This window comes from Pseudalkalibacillus hwajinpoensis (genome assembly GCF_015234585.1).
GTDB lineage: Bacteria > Bacillota > Bacilli > Bacillales > Guptibacillaceae > Guptibacillus > Guptibacillus hwajinpoensis_B.
Map to the genome: position 1 here is coordinate 1,864,490 of NZ_JADFCM010000008.1, position 21,830 is coordinate 1,886,319.

Genomic DNA, 21,830 nt, shown 5'->3' on the forward strand with positions numbered 1-21,830 from the left:
AATCCACGAAAGCGCTTTTAGTTTATAATGCCTCCTCTGAAAGAAAAGCTGCAATTATACATAATTTCTGTCTCCAACACTTCTCTCAAGTATTGGATCCCTAAACCAAGTATACTCATTACATCCAGTATTTCCCTAAAAAAGTTTTCTTCAAATCAGCTCCCTAAATAAACAGTTTACTGGCAGTTTTGACCAAAACTGATTTTAATATATTCACTTTCATCTCCATGCTCTACTCAACTATTCAGCATAATTTGTTTCTAGATGAAAGTATATCATAATTGTATACTTTCCCAATGAATACACCCTCTATCTTAAAAGCTTTTCCTACCAATTCTCCTCAGTTTGATTTCACGAAACTTTTCACATGCTTCTTGTTCCTGTATGATAGGTTGGAGTAAATATTGAAGAGGTGACTTATGATGAGTAATAAAGTAGCGCTAATCACAGGCGGAACAAGAGGTATCGGTAAAGCAATAGCACGAAAATTTGCTTCCGAAGGCTACAACCTTGTTCTCAACTTTATGAGAAAGAAGAAAGATGCGGAACAAACAAAACAAGAATTAGAAAGCGAATATGGCATTACTGTACATATCGTTAAAGCAAATGTTGGTGAAGTGAAGCAAATCACTTCTTTATTTCATGAAACAGAAGAAACATTTGGTCGACTTGATGTATTTGTTAACAATGCCGCTTCAGGTGTTTTAAGACCTCTAATGGAAATAGAAGAAAGTCATTGGGATTGGACACAGAACATCAATGCTAAAGCATATCTATTTGCTGCACAAGAAGCCGCTAAAATCATGGAGAAAAATGGTGGAGGAGCGATTGTAGCCCTATCAAGTCTTGGATCAATCAGGGCACTTCCAAATTATGTTGCTGTTGGCGTATCTAAAGCATCCGTAGAAGCGATTACTCGCTATCTCGCTGTTGAATTATCACCAAAAGGAATTGTCGTTAACGCTGTTTCTGGTGGCGCTGTGGATACGGACGCTCTTAAACATTTTCCAAACAGAGAAGAATTATTAGAATCTGCTAAGGAAAGAAATCCAGCAGGACGCCTAGTAGAGCCTACAGATATGGCAGATACCGCTTATTTCTTAACAACTCCAGCAGCAAGTATGATTCGCGGGCAAACGATTATTGTCGATGGTGGATTATCTTTGCTAGGTGAATAAACGTAAAGCACGACCGCGGTATTTTCTGCTGTCGTGCTTTATTTTGTCGCATCCTCGATAACAACAAGCTAAAATATCTTTCCTAGCTGTATGAAACATGCTCTTTTACTTACATAAAATCAAAAAAGTACCGAATCACATGGAAATAAACAGGTGATGTGTATGCAAGACTGTCCACTCTACTTAAGTAATTTCCCTCCAAAGCTTTCATTCTTCGATCGTCACCAAGTAAGAGATCCCTCTTCAGAACGGAGATTGTTAGACTACCAAGAAAGCCAGCGACGCTGATTAGTACTCCTGATAAAACTCCAAACAACGCACCAAAAGGCGTTAAATAAGGAAATAACGTATAGGCTAGTGCTGTTGTAACGATAATTGCGCATAAAAATCCTTCTAAGGTAAGATAAGGATTGGAGGATGAAACGACTTTACGCTTGCCTACATAAAGAGAAATGATGTAATGAACTGCATCATTTGCCTGAGTTAGTAATACAAGAAATAATACTAAATTGGCTCCATAAATTGGGCTAGCTATTTGGAAATAGGCAAGGTGGCTTAGACCAAAAACCATTAGCATTAAACCCCATTGAGTCGAACTAACTGATCTTAGAAAACCTAGCGTCCCTTTTCCTATAATACGTGGAAGCGGTAGCAATAAGAAAACATAAACTGGTATAAACACAATGAACATTCCATACCAATCGATTAGGATCCAATAGAATTGGAGTGGGATAGCGACATAGGACCATAGAAAAATTCTCCTATCAGCTTTCCGAGTTTTCATCATTGAGAAATATTCTTTTAATGCGAAAAAGCTTAGTATCATTAAAGAAAACAAGGAAACGATTGGATTAAATAGTGTAGCAAGACAAAAAACGCCAAACATGCCCCACCACGTTTTTACTTTTAACGATAGTCCCGTAAAGTCCTTGTTTGGCTGCTTTTTTTTCGCAACAAGGAAAGCAGCCTGTGCAAATAAAAGACCTAATAAAATAATTGACAATGTCCATTTTGTACTTTCCAGAAGGGGTACCTCCTTATCAATCTATTTATGTATAATGAGAGTAAACGTCAAATTTATAAGGATGCCATGATGAGTCATAAAATATATATTTTACTTTCTGATACCGGTACGCTCTTTACAAAATCGATTAAAAAATATACTAAAGCTCCTTACAATCATGCATCACTAGCCTTCGATGAAGAATTAAATGATATGTATAGCTTTGGAAGAAAAAAGCCTGGTAATCCTCTAAATGGTGGATTTGTGAAAGAGGATGTCCTAACTGGCACATACCGTCGATACCCCAAGACGACATGCGTGATCTATGAACTCAACGTAACAGAACGTGATGTGCACAAAATGAAGCGCTTGCTAAAGATATTCATTCGAAACAAACAGCGATTTTTGTACAATATTCTCGGCGTTCTGGGGGTTTCAATAAATGAACCTATTGAGTTTAGTAATTCTTATTTTTGTTCTCAATTTGTTGCTGAAGTTCTTTATCGTTCCGGCATTCAACTTTGGAACAAGCTTCCAGCACTTGTCACTCCAGATGATTTTCGCAAATGCGAAAGGCTGTTACTAACTTACGAAGGGAAACTTTTTGATTATGAACCTATTAGAAAGCAGCTTCATAAATTCTGACGTGTATATTTAGTATGACTTTTATGGTGTTTTTTCACAATAAATTAATAAAACGTGGACAGATCCCCTTAGAATCTGTCCACGTTTGGAACTATCATTAAGCTGTAAACGTTTCTGTTAGAACAGGAACGATTTGTTTCTTACGAGAAACAACGCCTTCAAGTACAGCAAGGTTTTCAATTAATGTGACATCAAAAGCCTTCTCGACTTTATTTGCCTGTTTACCTAGTGCTAAAGCCGTTGAGTTATTTGTAAGAATGTCCGTTACAACAAGTAAGAAAAGATCAAGATCTTTAGCTTCGATCGTTTTTCTCATTTCCTCTTCAACTACATCCTGACGAGCAAGAACATCGAGAGTATCAACAACGTTAACTTGAGCTACTTCCACTTTAGAAGCTCCCATACCAAATTCTTTCGCATCAAGAGAGATCAGTTCAGCAGGCGTTTTACTGCTCATATCCGCCCCAGCCTTAAGCATTTCAAGACCATATGTTTCGGCATTTACTCCAGCTATTTCAGCAAGTTCGCTAGCCGCAGCTATATCTTCCTCCGTACATGTTGGTGATTTGAAAAGAAGAGAGTCAGAAATAATCGCAGAAAGCATAAGACCAGCTATGTTTTTATCAACCTGAACATTCTTCTCTTTGTATAACTTATTTAGAATCGTTGCTGTACAACCAACTGGTTCTGCTCTGTAATAAACAGGGTCAGCTGTTTCGAAGTTCGCAATGCGGTGATGGTCAATCACTTCTAGAATCCGAACATTTTCAATATCCTCTGCACTCTGTTGACGTTCGTTGTGGTCAACAAGAATAACCTCATTTGTTTCATTCGAAACTGTTTGAACCATTCGTGGAGCTTCCACATTAAATTGATCTAACGCGTATTGTGTTTCTCCATTGACTGCACCAAGGCGGACTGCCTCTACATTCATGCCAAGCTTCCTTTTTAAATCGGCATAAACGAGAGCAGAAGTGATCGTATCCGTATCAGGATTTTTATGTCCGAAAATCAATACTTTTTCCATAGTTAGACTCCTTTTAGATGAAAAGATTTATGTACTCAATACATATTGTAAAGATCTCTTACCGTAAACTCAACAGCATTTTGTATTCTTTAAATAAGAAAAGTAAGGAAACCAATTCTTTCGCATAAAGAATCGGTCACCTTATTATTATAGAGATTCTATTGACTGAGTAATCCCGCTATCCCCAGAAATCAAATCGAAAGATCGGCGAATCGTATTTTGCTTCATTAGTGTAGAAACGATAACCTCAGCTACATCATCACGTGGAATCGATCCACGTCCTAGATTCTCAGCGATTGACACCTCACCAGTTCCTTCTTCGTTCAAAAGACCACCTGGGCGCACAATAGTATAGTCCAATGAACTTGCTTCTAACGCTCTATCAGCGTAATGTTTTGCAGCGTAGTATGGCAATAATGCCTCACTCCAATTTTCTCTGTTGTGTGCTTGAAGTGCACTCAACATCACATAACGCTTAATGCCAAGTTTTTCAGCTGCTTCGATCGTTTTTACTGCTCCATCTAGATCTACTAATAATGTTTTATCTGATCCAGTACTTCCACCAGAACCAGCAGCAAAAATAACGGCGTCGCTCCCTTTCATAGCCTCAGAAATAGTATCGACTGAGTCTTCAAGACTCGCTACTACTGATTCAATTCCGCGGTTGGCTAATTCATCCGCCTGTTCTTTCTTTCGGACCATCGCCTTTAAGGAATGGTCTTTGTTATTATCAAGAAGATTAACAACTTTTTGACCTACCTGGCCGTTTGCACCAATAACCAATACATTCATGAGTAAACTCTCCTTTTGGATTGTCTATCCATATTATTTCAAAATCAATTCTTAATCTCAACTAACCTGCTTGATTGTTCAATTGCGTTGACGTATTCCCGCTACCTCTCTTCATAGAAAATACCGCGGCAGCAAGTGAAAGTAAAATAAAGACACTTCCAACAGTGGCATTCATTTCAACTGAGCTGTTTTCAATGACAAAAGCTCCAACCGAGGAGCCCAGTGCAATTCCGAGGTGAAGAGCAGAATTATTCAGGCTTTGTTGAATATCAGATGATTCTGGCGCAAGTTCAATTAAATAGCTTTGTTGTGCAGGTGTAATCCCCCAGCTCAGCATACTCCAAATTACCATTATGATAAGAAAGACTGGAAAGGAGAAAGTTGAAAAGGGAATAATAAACATCGCAACAGCAAAAACCAGAATCGATATAAGTATTGTTGGTCTTGTTCCAAATCGATCTGAAGCCATTCCACCTAGTCCGCCCCCGGCAACTGCAGCCACTCCAAAGATCAGATAAACAATACTTACCCAACTTCCCGATAATCCAAGCGTTGTTTTGAGAAACGGCGTTAGATATCCATAAAGAGTTAGGTGACCTGTTAAAAACATTAAGGATGTTAACTGTGCTGAAAATACACGTCTATCTTTCAGGGTTTGTAGCTGTTTTCGAAGTGGAACCGCGGGTTTAGGCTGAATCTTTTCCATAAACAAGGTAACTCCCACCATTGATAACAGTGTGAGAACTAGGATTAAAACAAAAGGCGCTTTCCATCCAAAAGCATTTCCAAGCATTAATCCAATTGGCACTCCCAAAACTAGAGAAGCGCTAATCCCCATAAATACAACCCCTATAGCTCTTGCGCGATATTCCTGTTTTACTATATTTGAAGCAATAGTGACACATAGCACAACAAGAAGAGAACCACTTGCCGCCGAGATGATTCTCGCTGTCATTAACAGACTAAACGTTGTACTAATGACTGCAATTAGATTCCCTATTAAAAAAATAACGAGTGAGAATAGCATCAATTTTTTCCGTTCTATCTTTGCAGTTACAGAAAGTAGAACAGGACCCATTAATGCAAATACGATAGAGAAAACACTAATTAATAAACCTGTCTTCCCCAAACTTATTTGAAGATCTTCTGCTACAAGATCAAGAATTCCTCCTATAATTAATTCCACCATTCCTACTACAAATGAAACAATCGTAAGTAAGTAAACACGTTTATTCATTACCTCTTGCACCTCTCTTATTAAGTTACCACTAAAAGAGTAACTTTTTTTAGAATAGAAGGCAATAGGTAAATGAAGGACGCTTTTGACTGGTAAGTTGGTGTGATATCATAATAAGAAAGATTAGATGAAGCAAGGAGAATCGATACATGCTGCAACAGTTTGGATTTACTCAATATGAAAGTCAAGTCTATGAAGCACTGATCACAATAGATGAAGCACTGGATGCCACAGCTATTGTAAAACGTTCTGGTGTTCCTCGTTCCAAGGTTTATGACGTTCTCCGTCGTATGATTGAGAAAGGGATGGTGTTAGAATCAACCACTGAGAAAAAAAGACTATATACCGCTCTTCCAATTGATTCAGCGATCACCAAGCTTAAAAGTGATTTCAACGAAAATATTACACAATTAAAATCAATTCAAACTCGTAAGAAGCAAGCAGATGATCGCGTTTGGACACTTAAAGAAGACCAGTCGATTCATTCCCTTGTCTCAGAGTTACTTCAACATTCATCGAGCTCTATTATCTTTTCGGGCTGGGCCGATGATATCGAGCAGCACCTCTCCTTACTTGCGGAAAAAGAAGCTGAAGGCGTTATCGTTGAATTACATTCAATTGGAGAGATAGATTCTAACCTTAATAACGTAACAACTTTAATTCCCGACAGCGCTCACCAAAAGTTAGAGCGGAGTCGTATTGTTATTGTAGATAATGAGGACGTTCTATTTGCCGGAATCGAAGATACAAGCTGGCAGGCGATTCACACCAAATCACGACCACTAGTTACCTTTTTCACAGAGTTCTTCTATCATGATATTGCATTAACTGAAATTACAAGAAAATTTGGGTCTTCAATGATGGAAGATCCTCATTTAAGAGATCTATTATTGAAATTACGTTATTAGCCACGCTTATCTTCTTATCATTTTAACTTACATTAGTAGAAAAGTTCCCACGCTATCCTCTTTGATCTTTATAAAGAATCTCAATTGTTAGAAGGTATATTAGCTTATATGATAAAAACTCAAAATTTCCAGCTATTCTATTGGATAACCAACAACCTTCATTAAATTACCTTTAACAAAAAACACCCTTCTCCTTTGGAAGGGTGTTACAGATAACACTTATTTCGCTTTAAGTATTTCCTCATTTTTCTTTCCTAGCTTCATTTCCAATTCTTCTCTCAGAAGCGCCATTCCTTCTGGGCTAAGAACAATGTTTCCATTTCCAAATGTTTGATTTTCGTCTAATATCTCTCCAGTAACCATACATGCCATATCTGCCTGATACTTTTGTAAGACCACCCTGTTTTCACTTGTGAAGATTTCAATTGGATCTTTCACGTTAATATCTAAAGTTCGTCGGAGTTCTTTTGGAATGACAATTCGGCCTAGTTCATCAATTTTTCTAACCACACCAGTACTCTTCATTCTCATTCCTCCCTTTCGTTTTAGCGAACAATCGATGGTTTCTTTAATCATAATACCGTCGATCGTATTATGCAATACATATTGTGCCAAAATTCTGCAAATTTACATTTTATTTTATCATTTGGTAGATTTCTAGTGTATTGAAAAAGAAATTCCGTGAACAGAAACAGAAATTTCATCAACATACCCTACTGCTCTTATTGAAAGTTATTTAAAACGAGACCTATTCTTCCTCTCCACCTTATCGTTAACTTAAAACGTTATTATGAAATACTCCCTTTCACTGAGCTTCACACTTCATGCGTATTAAATAGTTGCAAAAACCATAGTTTAGAGGGTAAACTAATAATGTTTAGAGGGTAAACTAGTGGAGGAATGGTAAATGAATAAGAAGTTATGTGAAGCCGTTGAGCTTTTCGAAGAAGTGATCATGTATGGAACAGAACGAATTATTCGTTCTTTTGAGCATCAACTATTTGAAGAATATTCTTCAGAGCAGCTTCAGATGCTTCAAATTATTTCTAAATCAGGTCGTATTTCACCTGGGAAGCTCGCTTCTTTACAAGGCGTTCACAAAAGCGCTATATCAAACCGTTACAAAAAACTTGAGATGAAAGGACTCGTGGTCACAGTTGATTCCGAAGAGGACCTAAGAGGGAAATCGATTACGCTTACTGAAAAAGGAAATGACGTTGTCGACTTATTTGATAAAGTGATCTATGAACATGTAGAGAAAATCGTTTTAAACGATTTTCATGAAGAGGAAATCGATGAATTCCTGCGTATTTTCCGCAAGTTAAGTTCAATTTTAAAAGCAGAAGGAGATGCAAAATGAGACAAATTTTAAAATTCAAATGGCCAATTGCCATTGCACTTATTGCTCTAACAGCCGTACTATTTGTTTTATCCCCTAACCTTACGAAACAGGCTGAAGATGCTGGAACCTTTCAATTACCTGAAAATGCAGATTCAAAAATAGCCGCAGACATTCTTGAGGAAGCTGGTGCGGGCGATGAAACCATTTCACTTGTCTTCACCTTCGATGAACCAGTAAATGAGGACTCTAAAGAAAAAGTTTCTTCAATTGCAGAAGAAATTGCTGGAGAAGGCTCACTCATAAAAGAAGTACTCGATCCATTTGAAAGTGAAGAGATGTCTGATCAACTTGTTTCAGATGACGAACAAACCATTCTTCTTCCCATTACAGTCGATGGAACAGACGATGAAGTGAATGAACTCGCCAATCATATTCGTCAGGATCTAATTCCAGACAATACGACCGCTTACCTTACAGGTGAATCCATTATTAATCACGATGTGAATGAAAGTGCTCAAAAAGGACTTGAACGTACTGAAATCATTACTGTTGTGTTGATTTTCGTTCTACTTTTGGCCGTTTTTCGTTCGATTACAACACCTTTCATTCCTTTACTTGCAGTAGGGGTTACGTATCTCCTAAGTCAATCGATCGTAGCCTTTTTGATTGATTGGATCGGCTTTCCTGTATCCAACTATACTCAGATTTTCCTCGTTGCCGTCCTGTTCGGGATTGGAACAGACTATTGTATCCTCCTCTTAAGCAGGTATAAAGAAGAATTAACTGAGGGACATTCTGTAGAAGATGCGATTGTGAATACTTACAAAACAGCAGGTCGTACCTTATTAATTAGTGGATTAGCTGTATTCATCGGTTTCGCAGCGATTGGCTTTGCAGACTTCCCGATATTTAAATCAGCTGTTGGGGTTGCTGTAGGAATCGCGATTCTTATGCTCGTCCTGTTTACGCTTGTGCCATTCTTTATGGCCTTATTAAAAGATAAGTTGTTCTGGCCTTCAAAGAAATCAGCGTCACACAAAGATAGTAAACTGTGGACTTCGTTCGGTCGTTTCTCTATTAACAAGCCCATTTGGTCTATGCTCGTTGTCGCTGTTATTATGGTTCCACTACTTTTCACTTACGACGATCAACTGTCGTTTAATACAGTAAACGAGATTGGTAGTGACTATGAATCTGTTAAAGGACTAGATGCAATTGAGGAAGGGTTCGGCCAAGGTGATTCACTTCCGGTTAAAGTGATCATTCAGCAGGATCAAGATATTGTTACAGAAGATTATCTTCCTTATATCGAAACAATTAGTAAAGAAATTGAGAAAAATGATAACGTTGATTCCGTTAGGTCCATTACAAGACCAGCAGGAGATGTGATTGATGATCTTTATGTTGATTCACAACTTGCACAAGTTGGGGATGGGCTCAACGAAGCAACGAATGGCATCGATGATGTTCAAAACGGCCTAACCGAAGTTCAAAATGGATTGGATAGTATTAGTAACCAAATTCCTTCTAGCAGCAATGCTGGTGGACTTGAAGAAGCCGTAAATGGACTGGGGCAAATTAACGATCAACTTGGCTCTATTTCCGCAGGGCTTCAACAATCGCAAAATGTTGCTGCTGCTTCCGAACAGCTTGGGCAGGTGCAACAACAGCTCGGACAAATCCAACAGGGCCTCGCTGGCGCCTCTTCGGATCTACAAGGTCAGGCTGGTCAGGCGTCTGAGCTAAGCGGTGGCATTACTGAACTATCTAAAGGTGTGGGTTCATCCATTGATGGTCTTGATGAAATAAAGAACGGCTTACAAGATGCTGCAGACATCGTGACCGATATGGGTAATTCGAAAGCTCTTCGGGATACAGGTGTATTTATTCCAGATGGAACCCTTGAAGACGAAGAATTTGAGCCTGCCATCGATCGCTATGCCTTCGATGAACAAAAAGCGGTAACACTTGAAGTTATTTTAAAGAAAGATCCTTATTCTACGGAAGCTATTGATACTGTAAGAGAAATTAAAGAAACAGTATCACGAACGATTGACGGTACGCCGCTTGAAGATGCAACTGTCGCTTATAACGGCGTAGCAAGTATTAACAGTGACCTATCTGACATTTCAACAAGTGATTTTACTAGAACAGTCATTATCATGCTTGTCGGTTTGTTTATTATTCTAACAATCCTTTTCCGCTCCATGATCATGCCACTTGTTATGATTGGTTCGCTGTTACTCACATACTTTACGTCAATGGCGATATCGGAGTTAATCTTTATTAATCTACTAGGCTATGATGGCATCACATGGGCAGTTCCATTCTTTGGATTTGTAATGTTAATTGCACTAGGTGTCGACTACTCCATCTTCCTACTCGACCGTTTTAACGAAGAAGCTTCCATTGGGATTAGGGAAGCAATGCATCGCTCTATGGCAAAAATGGGTACGGTAGTCATCACGGCCGCTATTATCCTAGCCGGTACATTCGGGGCCATGATGCCTTCAGGCGTTCTTAGCTTAATGCAAATTGCGACCATTGTCATTACTGGCTTACTTCTTTACGGTCTAATCGTTCTACCACTTCTAATTCCTGCTGTTGTTGTCTCATTCGGTAAAGGAATTTGGTGGCCTTTTAAACCTAAAAAATAATCATTTACATTTTCATCGATCGAAAAGGCTCAGAGCGTATCGCTCTGAGCCTTTTTAAATAGAAGCAACATTGTTTATCACTACTTAATCTACATAACACCCTATTCCAATTCCGTAATATTCAAAATATAGTCTCTCAAAAATATAAATCATCCTATAAAAACAGCTATTATAACTCATGCCTTCGACTGTCCACACTGTCGCTAGTACGGCATGACAATATCCCCACAAAAACAATCGCTCTAGATTCAGGTTCAGTTCATTTGTTAAAATTTCTATCCGCTTTTTCGTTACTTCATAAACCCCTTTATCAGGAAGACGATTTAAAAGAAATTGGATCACATCATACTCTACTTCACCGATTAATCCCTTTGGATCAATCGCAACCCAATCTCCCTGTTCTGAAGCCAGTACATTATAATGATGAAAGTCTCCATGAAGCAACTTATACTGAGCGATTGTTTTATTCAGCTTAGCAAAAATGCTTAGTGCATTTACGAGCAAATGTTGGGAAAGCGGACCGTATCCTTTCTCATTACGATTGACCGTATCTCGAAGCTCTTCTTCCCTTGCTCTCGTCGTTTGAATTCGAGTGTTTCTTGGAGCAGGAAAGGATAGCCTTCTAACAACTTGCGCTGCTAAATAACAGGCTGTTTCGTCATCCTCTATTTCAGCTAACGTATATCCAGGTGACAATTTCTCTAAAATGATAATTCCCTTTTCTATTTCATAGTCAAGGACATTCACTATCCCCTGATGTTTAAATAAACGTAGTGATTCTAGCTCATTAAGAAAGTCAGCTCCTGGTATACAAATTTTCACCACTATTTCTTTTCCGTTCCTAAGCTTAGCAGGGGCAACATAATTAATAGAGAGACGGTAAGGTTTTTCCATTTTCATTGACCATTTTTGTTCACAATAATGGATGATTCCAGGTAACTCCTGTAGCCATGCTTCTCCTTCTTCCTTAAAATAAAGACGAACCGATTGCACAAACTGCTTTTGAAACTTCACCTTGCACCTCCTATTCTTCACAATGATTCTAGTAAAGAAATAAAGTGAGATAAGCGATCAAAACGCCAATAAAGCCACACATCAAACTATATGGGATGTTTTTTAAGACGATTTTATATGGATTCATTTTTAATCCAACTGAAGTGAGTGTAACAATAAGCCCATAAGGAGCCGAAGGAACGGTAGCAATCGCGCTACTTGCAAGCAGGAGCGTTAACGTCACAGAAGGAAAAGTGTTTAATAATAGTTCACTTACCCCACCAAAGATTCCCATTGTTGCAATGGGATGGACACCTAATAGTGTCATGATAAGAAAAGTTGCCTGAATGAAAAGCATGATAAAAACTTGATGCCCTTCTAATGCCACAAGAGGGTCCTGTAAATACCGTAAGTACGTAGAACCATTTAACGTTTCTGTAAAAAAAGAGAGTGTTAGTAGTAAAACAATAAAATTATGTAAATGATTGGTTTGTCTTTTCCAAGTTGGCCAGCCAATTTTAAGGAAGCTTCTTTTTCGTTTCAGGAGTACCGCCCAAATGTAAGCAAACGGGAACAGAGCGATCGTTACAGCAAACAAAAAGTTAAACTGAACAACATTGGTTAAAAATACAACAACGACTAAGAACAGTACAAGCGCCAGAATAAATTGAATTAACTTCTTCCGACTCCCTCTTCTCAAATTCGTAGAAGCCCCAGTTTCTTCAACGACTTCGTTTCGAAAGATGATTTTTCCAATACTCGAATCGATCGCAAAACCAAGAAAAGCAATAAGTAACATCCATGGTAATACTTCTAAATAATTGGCATTCGTAATGAAAATCGATGTAGCTAACAATATTTCTAGCGGACTCCATAGCAGAGCAAGTGAATATCCTCTCAAAGTAGACCTTGCTATAAAGCTATTTCTAACGTTTGTGTTAGCATTCTTCAACTGTTTTTTTAATAGGTCTTGAGAAATGGTAGCGGACGATAGATTTAAAAATGCAGCGAGAGAAACCATAGTCGCCTCTCCACGCACATATAATTCTCCCATCCCTTTCACATTGCCACCCAGTAACGTTTGTAGTAGCTTATTATATCTCCCAGCTTTAACAACGGTATTCATCCATGGAAGCATCGATATAAGAAAAAGCAATCCTATATTTCCCGCAAAAAAGGAGGGGATTTTTGTGATAGACTCATTGCTAGATAAGTAGAAAACTGCCCCCGCGGATAGAAGGATGATGCCAAGTATTTTAAATACACGATCGGCTTCCTTAAAATTAATGACAATCATTACAATTGCAAACAAGCCAATTACGGTATAAAGGGAAGAATTAGACCAGAAAAGGTAAATCACATCCAATAGAAAAACAAATAAATAAAATACATACAAATACTGAGTAAAATTACGGTTCCACATGATATTCTCCTATCCAATAGCGAACGGCAAAAGGACAAGTTCGTCTACTTCCCTGTTGTTTGGTTGCTGTTCTTATACTATCGATAACAGCTGGAATTTTCAAGAATTTAGAAGGTTTCAACCGCTAAGAGTTTTATGTCTCATCATTTACATCTCCATTTGAGAGAGATTTACACTCACTCTCTTTCAAGCACTCTTAGCAAAAAAAGTACCGCCCGATTTAACGGACGGTACAAAAGGGGGAAAATTATGTTAGTTTGAATTTACCCCTTCTCCAAATACCTAAACCTCTTTTTTTAAAATCCTTACTATTATTTTTTTCGTTCGAAATTAGCCTGTTTAATGAACTCCTGTGTTTCAGGGTGCTTAAGCATGAGCAATAACTCTTTTTCACCAACAAAACGTAGCTGATCAATTTCCTTATCAAGCGGGCTAAGATCCTGTTCATCCCCCTCGTACTCATAGTGAAACATGGTGGTAACCTGGTTCTGATAGCCTATTTTATTTTGAACCTCAGCTGGAAATTCAAATGTGATCGATTCATCAAACCTCTTCATCAGCTTGTATTTTATTGATCCCGTTTCCTCTAGCAATTCTCTTCTAATCGAAGCTTCAACGTCTCTATCCTCGTCTTCTACTCCACCTTTAACGAAATCCCACGTTTCACCCTGAGACTCTTGTCCCGCTTTGGTATTCATCTTTGTTTTATGAACGATCAAAAAACGGTGCTTATACGTTACGATAGCCCCCACAGCCTGTCTTGTTCTCATAACCACATCACTCCAAGCTAGTTTGTCGCATATTCACTCTCATCTGGCATATGACCATTCTTTAACTCTCGCATTGTGAAACCAAAATCCATTTGAAGATGAGGATAATCTTTGAAGCTACTCCAATCGCCTCCCCATTCAAAACCAAGGTCTTTCGCCATAGCAACAACCTCCATCCAATCTGACTTCCCGTTACCATTATCGTCTCGCTCCATATCCCAAACGACGTCACCATCATCTAACTTTAATGCAAAATCAATTGCTAGTCCGTAGTTATGATAGGAACCGCCGCCCGCTACGTTCGTCACCACCTGGCCCCCAGTAGAACGTCCCTTTTCATAAAGAGCATCCTGTTCTTCTTTCGTTCGATGCCCAGCGGTTATCACAATTTCTATTCCAGCTTCAGCAGCTCGATTCATCAACGCCTTTTTTGCTTCATTAACCTTTGGGTGAAGATCAGTTGGTAAGGGCACATCCTTCTTTATGAATTGTCTTTCAAGATCATCACTTATATAGATACAAAAGATACCGACTCCTATTATAAAAAAGAAGGTTATAAGGTTTTTCGATCGTCGTTTCATAACAAAACCTCCCACATTACTAATCTAATCATTTGATCATAACATAGCAATCTGACATAGATTAATACGGACGTTCGCTTCATGAAGCAACTTGTCTGTAATACCTGCGTCACAAGGAAGATTTTCTTTAACAAGCTGTTTTGCTAAAGAAATAATGGTTTGGAAGCTGCTCAACTTTTTGCCTTCTTCACATTTTTTTGGGTTTTCGATCCATTCGATAAACAAATGTCCTCTTCTGCTCTTCATCATTCTTTAGGCCTGTTTGCTTACGTTAATTTTTGGTAAACTTTAGTGGTGTATAATAATGGAAGGAGCGAGGATATGAACCGAATTATGGTAATGGGCTCTTCCGGCGGGGCGGGTAAATCCACTTTCGCCCGTCGGCTCGGTGAAATTCTAGATCTGAAAGTTTTTCATCTTGATACCCTTTTCTGGAAGCCCAATTGGGTGGAAACAAGTCTTGACGAATTCCGTGATACCCAGGAAAAGATTGCTATGACTGAAAAATGGATAATGGAAGGGAATTATAGCAATTCTTACGATATTCGGGTTGCACGAGCTGATACGATTATTTACTTAGATGTTCCGAGATTGCTTTGCATTTACAGGGTGCTAAAACGATGGGTCACTCATATCGGTCAAACTCGTCCTGATATGGGCAAAGGGTGTAAAGAGAAAGTGGATTGGTCTTTTTTAACTTTCATTTGGACGACCTATTATCCTCGTAAAGAAAAAATGAGAAGTAGATTCGAACAGTTAGAACAAACTTCCCCCGATAAAACCATAATACATTTAAAAAACAAAGCAGATATCGCTAAGTTTCTTCATGAACTTCATTCAAAGCATACAATTTTGTCATAAGCCATGATAAGATAAGGTGCAGTATGTTTGAATTGGAAGTTTCCTGTTCAAAATGAATATAGAAAGACTATTGAAGCACATGGAGGCATTATGCTAACTTTTGAAGAAAAATTAGAAATTATTGAATCATCCTTTCCTGAACTGACACGAAAAGACGTTTCTCTTGGACGTGTGAATTTTCACTATGAAGAAGCGGTTATTGATAAGAAAAATGTTGTTTATCATCTTCACCCTAATGGCAACGGCTATGTATTTGGTGACCTTATTGAAGGGTATCCATTAGATGAAAGAGGAATGGTTAATATCCGTGATTTCTCAAGCAACGAGCTTCGTAAAATCATAGGCGAATCCATTCAATCGCTTTCTGTTCTTCCTGGTTCAGATATTGAGATCCAAGTTTGGGTAAACGATGAAGAGCAAACTCTGGAATTAATGTATGAGCCTGAGCTCGAACTATGGAATGTTTATGCTGGAGATATCCTTGATGGTACATTCCCTTCTCGTAACGAAGCGATCCAATATCTTGATGAAGAAGGATTTACTAGAAAGTAAACCTTAAGCGCCTGCCACCTTTTAAAGGTGGCAGGCTTTTCCTATTATCAATCTATCGATTTATAAAACCCCGTGGATTTCCCTGTAAACCCACACGCTTCATAAAAAAGGTGGGCAGACTTCCTTTCATCCCGATTCCCACTATTTAAGACGATGGTTGAGGCACCCTTTTCACGAGCTAGATTTTCTGCTTCCAAAAGCAGAGTCTTCCCAACTCCCTGCTGCCGGTAATCTTTTGCCGTTACCATTGTAATAATTCTTGCAACAAGAATATTAGCAACATAAGATCGTTCATAATGCATTCCAAGCAGTCCAATCAAAGACTCCTGTTTTTCACTAACAAGCGTGACGTACAAAGGATCTGACAAAATTGGTTTTAGACGCTCCGTCACTTCGCAGACAGAGGTCTCATACCCCATTTCTGAAAGCAAATAAGTAATCCATTCCTCATCACCTTTTCTAGCCCTTCTAATGTTCATCGTGCTTTCTCTCCTCGTAAGTCTTCATAATGATATCTTTTTGAAACCTGTTTTTGTGAAAATAATAATAAAAGCGGCACAATTAAAATAAGTAAGCTCACTACCCCTATCCATCCCAAACCGTCCCATAGGATACCAACGCCCGAACTACCTGCTGCTACCCCGGCATAGTAACTAATCAAATAAAAACTAGATGCCCCACTCTTATGATGCTCTGCCGTCTTTGCAACAGAAGCTGATGCCATCGAATGAGAAATGAAAAACCCTGCACAAATAACGCAAAGCCCAATCATTACCACAATCAGTTCTTGATATAGTGTAATGGCAACTCCTAACGTTAATAATAATAGGCCCGTTACCATCGTGCGCCGTAAGCCAATACGAGATGAAATTCGTCCTGCAATTGGTGGTGAAACTACTCCGAGAATATACGCAAAATAAGCAAGGGAGATCCATTTTAACGAAAGAGAAAATGGATCTTGTTTAAGGAAGAAAGGCAAATATGTCCACACGCCCGTAAAGATCACTTGAATGAGAAAGCCAAGCGTAAATAGCGATAAGAGCCGACGATCTCTTAAATGTACAAACATTCCTTTCATATCCTTTATAACACTGCTATTCCCCCCCTTAAAAAAGCGAGAGGGCGGCAGGAGCCAATAAAAGCAAATGATCGCTATAATAGCAAACCCTGCAAGGATGATAAAACTTACTTGCCAACTATATAAGTCAGTCAAATATCCTGTTGCGACTCGTCCACTAAGTCCCCCCATTGCATTGCTCGCAATAAAAATGCTCGTAGCAAGTCCTACGTTACTTGGAGCTACTTCATCTGCAAGATAAGCCATCGCCGATGCCGGTATACCTGCAAGAAAGAATCCCTCAATACACCGAATAATAAGCAGAAGAAGGAATGAATTCATAAACGGCATTATTAGTAATGAACTAAGGACAAAAAGGAGCGATATTTTCATCACTACTGTTCGCCCATAGCGGTCTGAAACAAAGCCAAGTATAAGAAGTCCTGGTATCATCGTGATGACGGGCATGGACATAAGTAAGCTTGACGTTGTTGCCGTTAAATGAAATTCACTCGCAAATATTGGAAGCAATGGTTGAAAAGCATAAAGTGCCGAAAAGACTAATAATGCTCCACATCCAAGACTAACCGCCGCTCGCCAGAAACCCGCATCTTTTGATGTATATGGCTGATTGTTATTTAGAACAACTGACACTTGATCATCACCTTCAATTTTCTATCTTACTTTTATTTTAACTGATTGGGAATTTGAGTGAGATCAATTCCCCACACCACTGGCATATAAAAATAAATCGCCAGTGTAATAATGACGACAGATGTTAGATTTAGCCAGAAACCTGCTCTCGCCATATCTGGGATTTTTAAATAGCCTGACCCGAATACAACGGCGTTCGGAGGGGTTGCAACCGGAAGCATAAAAGCACAGCTTGACGCAATTCCTGCCCCAATCATTAGAGCATAAGGATGAACTCCGATCGCGGATGATAGAGACGCCATGATTGGAAACATCATTGTCGCCGTCGCCGTATTTGATGTAATCTCCGTTAAGAAAATAACAAGCGATGTGACAAGTAGTAAAATGACGAACAGATGGATGCCTTCAAGAACCGTTAATTGCTCCCCAATCCAATTCGCAAGTCCTGATTCCTGAAAGCCAGAAGCAATGGCGAGTCCGGCTCCAAATAATAGAAGAATTCCCCATGGTAATCCTTTTGCTGTATCCCAATCTAAAAGAAAGGCACCTTTTTTCGAAGGGGCAGGTATAAGAAAAAGTAATAGCGCTGCAGTCATCGCGATGACAGTGTCATTTATATTCGGATTAAGCTCACTTAAAACAAAGGAACGGCTAATCCAGGCAACCGCAGTGAAAGAAAAAACCACCATAATGACCTTTTCTTCCATAGACATTTTCCCAAGATCCGCTTTCTCCTTATTAATCACCTCTTTCCCGCCTGGCAGCTCTTTAACATTCATCGGAAATGCCATTTTCACAAGGTAATACCAGCAGCCGAATAAAAGAAGAACAGTTAGAGGTACGCCAAACATCATCCAGCGGGCAAATGAAATCTCGATGCCATATAGCTCATTGACCACGGCTGCAAAGATGGTATTAGGAGGTGTTCCAATCAATGTTGCTAGACCACCAATTGAGGCACTGTATGCGATGCCAAGCATAATGGCTTTTCCAAAATTAAATTGCGGCACCCCTTCTTGCTTCATATCAAGCTGCTCGGATACTTGATAAATCACGGCCAGCCCAATTGGCACCATCATCATAGCCGTTGCCGTGTTTGAGATCCACATTGATAAAAAGCCTGTTGCAATCATAAAGCCAAGTACAATTCTCTCTGTACTTGTTCCTATTGCTGATATAATGAAAAGAGCAATTCGTTTATGTAAATGCCACTTCTGCATTGTAAGCGCGATCAAAAAACCACCCATAAATAGAAAAATGGTGTTATCGCCATAAGCTGATGCTGTTAAATCACCTTTTAGTCCGCCCGTTAGTGGAAATAAAATTAATGGTAAAAGAGACGTCGCCGGTATCGGAATGGCTTCTGTAATCCACCACGTTGCAATCCACGCCGTACTTGCTAAGATGGCCAAACCTGCTTCTGAAAGACCATTTGGATTAAAAAACAACATTATGCTAAGAAAAAGGACCGGTCCGAGGATCAACCCCGTCAGTTTCCTTTTATCATAAGCAGGATCTGGTCCAGATGCATAACCTGGATTTTTTTGAGAACTTTTTGAAGGGATTTCCGGCGTGTGTGAAGAAGCGAATGTTAAGAGATCTTTTGCTCGATCATGTTCTTTCCATAATTGGTTCCAAAGGTGTTGTTCCATAGTCATACCTCCTATCGTTCATTAAACTATAGTGTAGAATTCGCTCGCCACATCTGTCAATAAATTCACAATTTTGGTACTTTATTACTCTTTTTCGAGAAAGGACTTTTGATTCGTTTTTCCATTTCCATACAAGTAATTCATATCAAACCCCCTTAAATTTCCATTTGGGGCGAAAATTATAAGTTGATGATATGTTTTTTTATAATTCAAAATAAATAAACTCAATGATTAAATGTAAGAATAGATACACAATCCACAACAAGTTGCTCAAAATCGATCCAGGGGGTATATGATGAGAAAGATACAACAGACTACTATTAATTCGGTTGTGAAATACGGACAAACAAAGCTTCCAAAATCAGCTAATACAGAATGTCCAGAATGCGGAAACGATGCTTCATTTCAACTGAAGTTCGATTATCAAATTAATCAGGCTGTATTCTCCACGCTTTCTCGCTGCTCTATTTGTAAAGAAGCTGTACTTTTTATACTCATTAAAACGTCCCATAATGATCGCGGAGAAGAAGTTGAGCTATTCGTGCATCAAACCTCTTTTACACGAGAGCCGCTCGGCAGACTGACTAGCACAGCTAGATTACCCGATGACCTTGAGCGTGTTTATCGCTCAGCAGTGAATGTACATAACATGAAGGATTGGACTGCAACGGCTGTAATGGCTAATCGTGTTCTTGAGAGCATTACAGGTAGTTTTCTATCTGAAAATGAGCTAGGACAGCCACTTTCTAAACAGCTAGAAACACTTGCTAAGCAGATTGATTTAGAAGAACCAATTGTAAAACTAGGACACCTACTAGGCAAAGGTAGTAATTTAAATAACCTCCTTTGTCTTGAGAAAGCTACAAGCGAAGAAACGGCCAACTTAATTATCGACTTACTAGATTCACTTATTGAATACTTGTACATTCTTCCTCAACGAATTGTGCATCTTCAAAAACAAATCGAAGGATAATAAAAAAAAGCAGGTAGCTCAAATTAATATGTACCCTGTGTAAAGGACAGTTTAAAAAAGACTAGGCAACATTAAGAAGATGATTCCTGTATTGAACAGGGGTCATCTTTTTTAAGTTCCACTGACATCTTTCCAGGTTGTAATACATCATATAACTCTTAACTTCACGTTTTAATTCGATTAGTGTTTGACAAGGTTTTATTGAGGCTTCGTCTTTAAAGTGACCAAAGAAAGATTCCTGTGGGGCATTATCCCAACAGTTTCCTCTTCTAGACATAGACTGATCTAAACCGTATTTCTTTAGCTGTTTTTGGTAGGTAGGGTGAGTATAGTGAAAGCCTTGATCAGAATGAATAAAGGCATTCGCATCTAGTTTTGCTTTACGGTTGTTTTTAAGTTTTACTAACGTATCTGTCGCTAGATCGAGCGTAATTCGGTCAGACACATGATAAGCTAGGATCTCATTCGTAGAGCCGTCCTTTATGGTAGATAGATACGCTTTCTTCTTATTTCCATAAAACAAATAGGTAATGTCAGTTAGAAGTACTTTCCCTGGGATGCCTTGTTTGAAGTTTCGCTCAAGTTTGTTTGGTACAACGCTGTGCTCTTTCGTTGCTTTCGCCATACGACGATAGGGATTCGCTCTTCTGATCGGACATACGATTCCGTATTTTTTCATGATTCTGCGTATGCGTTTTAAGTTATAGGTTATTTGATACTGGTTAGCTAGCGTCATCTTGATTTGACGTGCCCCTTTTTTCGCTTTTTAAAGGCATAGGCTTTTAGGATCCAGTCTTTTAAAACTTGGTCTCGCGCCTCGTTTTCTGTTCGACGCTTTCGAGCACCTTCAGTGAAATAACGATAATAACCAGATCGTGAGACACCCACTACGGAACATAAGTATCGGACCATATTTTTAAGTTGATACTCATGGATGATATGGCGGATTAATTCAAACTTGAGAGAAGCAGCTAATTTTATCTCTTTTTTCCCATCCCCTTTTCCATCATTTCGAGCTTTTTTAGGAGATCATTCTCTGCTTTTAATAGGTTATTTTGAGCTTCTAAACGTTTGTATTTTTCCTCTAAAGACAGTTCCTTATCTTTGGATCTTCCGGAGCTTTCTTTACGAGTGTCAGTAAGTCCATTAATCCCTTTGTTTTTATAACCCTGTCTCCACCTTCTCGCGGCAGAATGTACTCTATCGTGTCCGAGAGTATCGACATCAAATCCATTTTCTTTAAAAATCTGACTCGGTAGTTTTCCTTTTTCATACTCCGTAATGAATATTCGCTTAAATTCATCACTGTATGTGATTCCTTTTTCACTAACTGATTTCACAAATTTATTAGAGGCAAGTGTTTTGACATCTTCCTCTGAGAATACTTTCTTACTCATTAATAATCATTTCCCATCGTAGAATTTGTCCTCATTATACATAAAAGTACCCTATAGGGCAGACTTTTTTTAAGTGTCTACTCTATAGGGTACATACTAAATTGAGCTACCTGCTTTTTAAATGCTCA

21 protein-coding genes and 1 pseudogene are annotated in these 21,830 nt (G+C 38.8%); 8 read left to right on the top strand and 14 right to left on the bottom strand.

Translation table 11 applies throughout. The annotated features are described in order from the left end of the window. Window positions 1-419: 419 nt before the first annotated feature. On the top strand, window positions 420-1,178 hold the full coding sequence (gene fabL / locus IQ283_RS21220) for an enoyl-[acyl-carrier-protein] reductase FabL (protein WP_242057407.1): 759 nt from the start codon (window positions 420-422) through the stop codon (window positions 1,176-1,178). A gap of 109 nt (window positions 1,179-1,287) precedes the next feature. Here fabL and IQ283_RS21225 read toward each other — a convergent pair whose 3' ends face one another. After that, window positions 1,288-2,175, bottom strand: a complete 888-nt coding sequence (locus tag IQ283_RS21225; protein ID WP_408962622.1) for a phosphatidate cytidylyltransferase — start codon at window positions 2,173-2,175, stop codon at window positions 1,288-1,290. Window positions 2,176-2,271: 96 nt separating this feature from the next. On the opposite strand from IQ283_RS21225, the gene IQ283_RS21230 reads away from it, so the two are divergent. Then, window positions 2,272-2,826 (top strand): hypothetical protein, encoded by a 555-nt coding sequence (locus tag IQ283_RS21230; RefSeq protein ID WP_194222031.1) that lies wholly within the window; start codon window positions 2,272-2,274, stop codon window positions 2,824-2,826. A 97-nt stretch (window positions 2,827-2,923) separates the two neighbouring features. Here the strand turns inward: IQ283_RS21230 and IQ283_RS21235 are convergent, their stop codons facing one another. The 3 genes from IQ283_RS21235 to IQ283_RS21245 all read right to left on the bottom strand — a co-directional run bounded on the left by IQ283_RS21235 (window position 2,924) and on the right by IQ283_RS21245 (window position 5,882). Continuing rightward, a complete protein-coding gene (locus IQ283_RS21235) occupies window positions 2,924-3,853 on the bottom strand; it encodes a manganese-dependent inorganic pyrophosphatase (RefSeq protein ID WP_194222032.1) in 930 nt (309 codons plus the stop codon). A 147-nt stretch (window positions 3,854-4,000) separates the two neighbouring features. Next, window positions 4,001-4,645, bottom strand: a complete 645-nt coding sequence (locus IQ283_RS21240; protein WP_194222033.1) for an SDR family oxidoreductase — start codon at window positions 4,643-4,645, stop codon at window positions 4,001-4,003. A 61-nt stretch (window positions 4,646-4,706) separates the two neighbouring features. Next, complete coding sequence (locus IQ283_RS21245) at window positions 4,707-5,882, bottom strand: MFS transporter (protein ID WP_194222034.1); 1,176 nt, start codon at window positions 5,880-5,882, stop codon at window positions 4,707-4,709. Window positions 5,883-6,031: 149 nt separating this feature from the next. Here IQ283_RS21245 and IQ283_RS21250 point away from each other — a divergent pair, with 149 nt between their 5' ends. Beyond that, the gene (locus IQ283_RS21250; protein WP_194222035.1) at window positions 6,032-6,790 is read left to right on the top strand and encodes a TrmB family transcriptional regulator; all 759 of its coding nucleotides are present in this window, start codon (window positions 6,032-6,034) and stop codon (window positions 6,788-6,790) included. Between the two features lie 219 nt (window positions 6,791-7,009). Here the strand turns inward: IQ283_RS21250 and IQ283_RS21255 are convergent, their stop codons facing one another. Next, a complete protein-coding gene (locus IQ283_RS21255; protein WP_194222036.1) occupies window positions 7,010-7,315 on the bottom strand; it encodes an AbrB/MazE/SpoVT family DNA-binding domain-containing protein in 306 nt (101 codons plus the stop codon). A gap of 382 nt (window positions 7,316-7,697) precedes the next feature. Between IQ283_RS21255 and IQ283_RS21260 the strand changes: the two genes are divergently transcribed. Further along, entirely contained in the window at window positions 7,698-8,150 is a 453-nt protein-coding gene (locus IQ283_RS21260) for a MarR family winged helix-turn-helix transcriptional regulator (protein ID WP_194222037.1), read from the top strand. After that, window positions 8,147-10,789, top strand: a complete 2,643-nt coding sequence (locus IQ283_RS21265) for an MMPL family transporter (protein WP_194222038.1) — start codon at window positions 8,147-8,149, stop codon at window positions 10,787-10,789. The genes IQ283_RS21260 and IQ283_RS21265 overlap by 4 nt, the downstream gene beginning before the upstream one ends. 84 nt (window positions 10,790-10,873) lie before the next feature. On the opposite strand, the gene IQ283_RS21270 is transcribed toward IQ283_RS21265, so the two are convergent. The 5 genes from IQ283_RS21270 to IQ283_RS21290 form a co-directional block, all read right to left on the bottom strand. After that, window positions 10,874-11,803 carry an aminoglycoside phosphotransferase family protein gene (locus IQ283_RS21270; RefSeq protein ID WP_194222039.1) on the bottom strand — a complete coding sequence of 310 codons (930 nt, stop codon included), beginning with the start codon at window positions 11,801-11,803 and terminating at the stop codon, window positions 10,874-10,876. A gap of 28 nt (window positions 11,804-11,831) precedes the next feature. Continuing rightward, entirely contained in the window at window positions 11,832-13,205 is a 1,374-nt protein-coding gene (locus tag IQ283_RS21275; RefSeq protein ID WP_194222040.1) for a hypothetical protein, read from the bottom strand. Between the two features lie 311 nt (window positions 13,206-13,516). Further along, complete coding sequence (locus tag IQ283_RS21280; RefSeq protein ID WP_194222041.1) at window positions 13,517-13,975, bottom strand: NUDIX hydrolase; 459 nt, start codon at window positions 13,973-13,975, stop codon at window positions 13,517-13,519. 17 nt (window positions 13,976-13,992) lie between these two features. Then, the gene (locus IQ283_RS21285; protein ID WP_194222042.1) at window positions 13,993-14,556 is read right to left on the bottom strand and encodes a M15 family metallopeptidase; all 564 of its coding nucleotides are present in this window, start codon (window positions 14,554-14,556) and stop codon (window positions 13,993-13,995) included. 36 nt (window positions 14,557-14,592) lie between these two features. Continuing rightward, window positions 14,593-14,730: a hypothetical protein gene (locus IQ283_RS21290; protein WP_206759498.1), complete on the bottom strand. Its 138-nt coding sequence runs from the start codon at window positions 14,728-14,730 to the stop codon at window positions 14,593-14,595. A 147-nt stretch (window positions 14,731-14,877) separates the two neighbouring features. Between IQ283_RS21290 and IQ283_RS21295 the strand changes: the two genes are divergently transcribed. Both IQ283_RS21295 and IQ283_RS21300 read left to right on the top strand, forming a co-directional pair. Beyond that, on the top strand, window positions 14,878-15,417 hold the full coding sequence (locus IQ283_RS21295) for a topology modulation protein (RefSeq protein WP_194222044.1): 540 nt from the start codon (window positions 14,878-14,880) through the stop codon (window positions 15,415-15,417). A 90-nt stretch (window positions 15,418-15,507) separates the two neighbouring features. Next, window positions 15,508-15,969, top strand: coding sequence for a hypothetical protein (locus IQ283_RS21300; RefSeq protein WP_194222335.1), 462 nt, complete (start codon window positions 15,508-15,510; stop codon window positions 15,967-15,969). Window positions 15,970-16,016: 47 nt separating this feature from the next. On the opposite strand, the gene IQ283_RS21305 is transcribed toward IQ283_RS21300, so the two are convergent. The 3 genes from IQ283_RS21305 to IQ283_RS21315 are packed head-to-tail and all read right to left on the bottom strand — an operon-like array spanning window position 16,017 to window position 19,332. Next, window positions 16,017-16,448 (bottom strand): GNAT family N-acetyltransferase, encoded by a 432-nt coding sequence (locus tag IQ283_RS21305; RefSeq protein WP_194222045.1) that lies wholly within the window; start codon window positions 16,446-16,448, stop codon window positions 16,017-16,019. Next, window positions 16,445-17,680, bottom strand: a complete 1,236-nt coding sequence (locus IQ283_RS21310; RefSeq protein ID WP_194222046.1) for an MFS transporter — start codon at window positions 17,678-17,680, stop codon at window positions 16,445-16,447. Before IQ283_RS21310 ends, IQ283_RS21305 begins: the two co-directional genes overlap by 4 nt. A gap of 32 nt (window positions 17,681-17,712) precedes the next feature. Then, on the bottom strand, window positions 17,713-19,332 hold the full coding sequence (locus IQ283_RS21315) for an SLC13 family permease (protein ID WP_194222047.1): 1,620 nt from the start codon (window positions 19,330-19,332) through the stop codon (window positions 17,713-17,715). A 295-nt stretch (window positions 19,333-19,627) separates the two neighbouring features. Here IQ283_RS21315 and IQ283_RS21320 point away from each other — a divergent pair, with 295 nt between their 5' ends. After that, window positions 19,628-20,305: a hypothetical protein gene (locus tag IQ283_RS21320; RefSeq protein ID WP_194222048.1), complete on the top strand. Its 678-nt coding sequence runs from the start codon at window positions 19,628-19,630 to the stop codon at window positions 20,303-20,305. A 61-nt stretch (window positions 20,306-20,366) separates the two neighbouring features. On the opposite strand, the pseudogene IQ283_RS21325 reads toward IQ283_RS21320, so the two are convergent. Continuing rightward, window positions 20,367-21,702 (bottom strand): annotated as a pseudogene (locus IQ283_RS21325) (IS3 family transposase). Window positions 21,703-21,830: the final 128 nt, after the last annotated feature.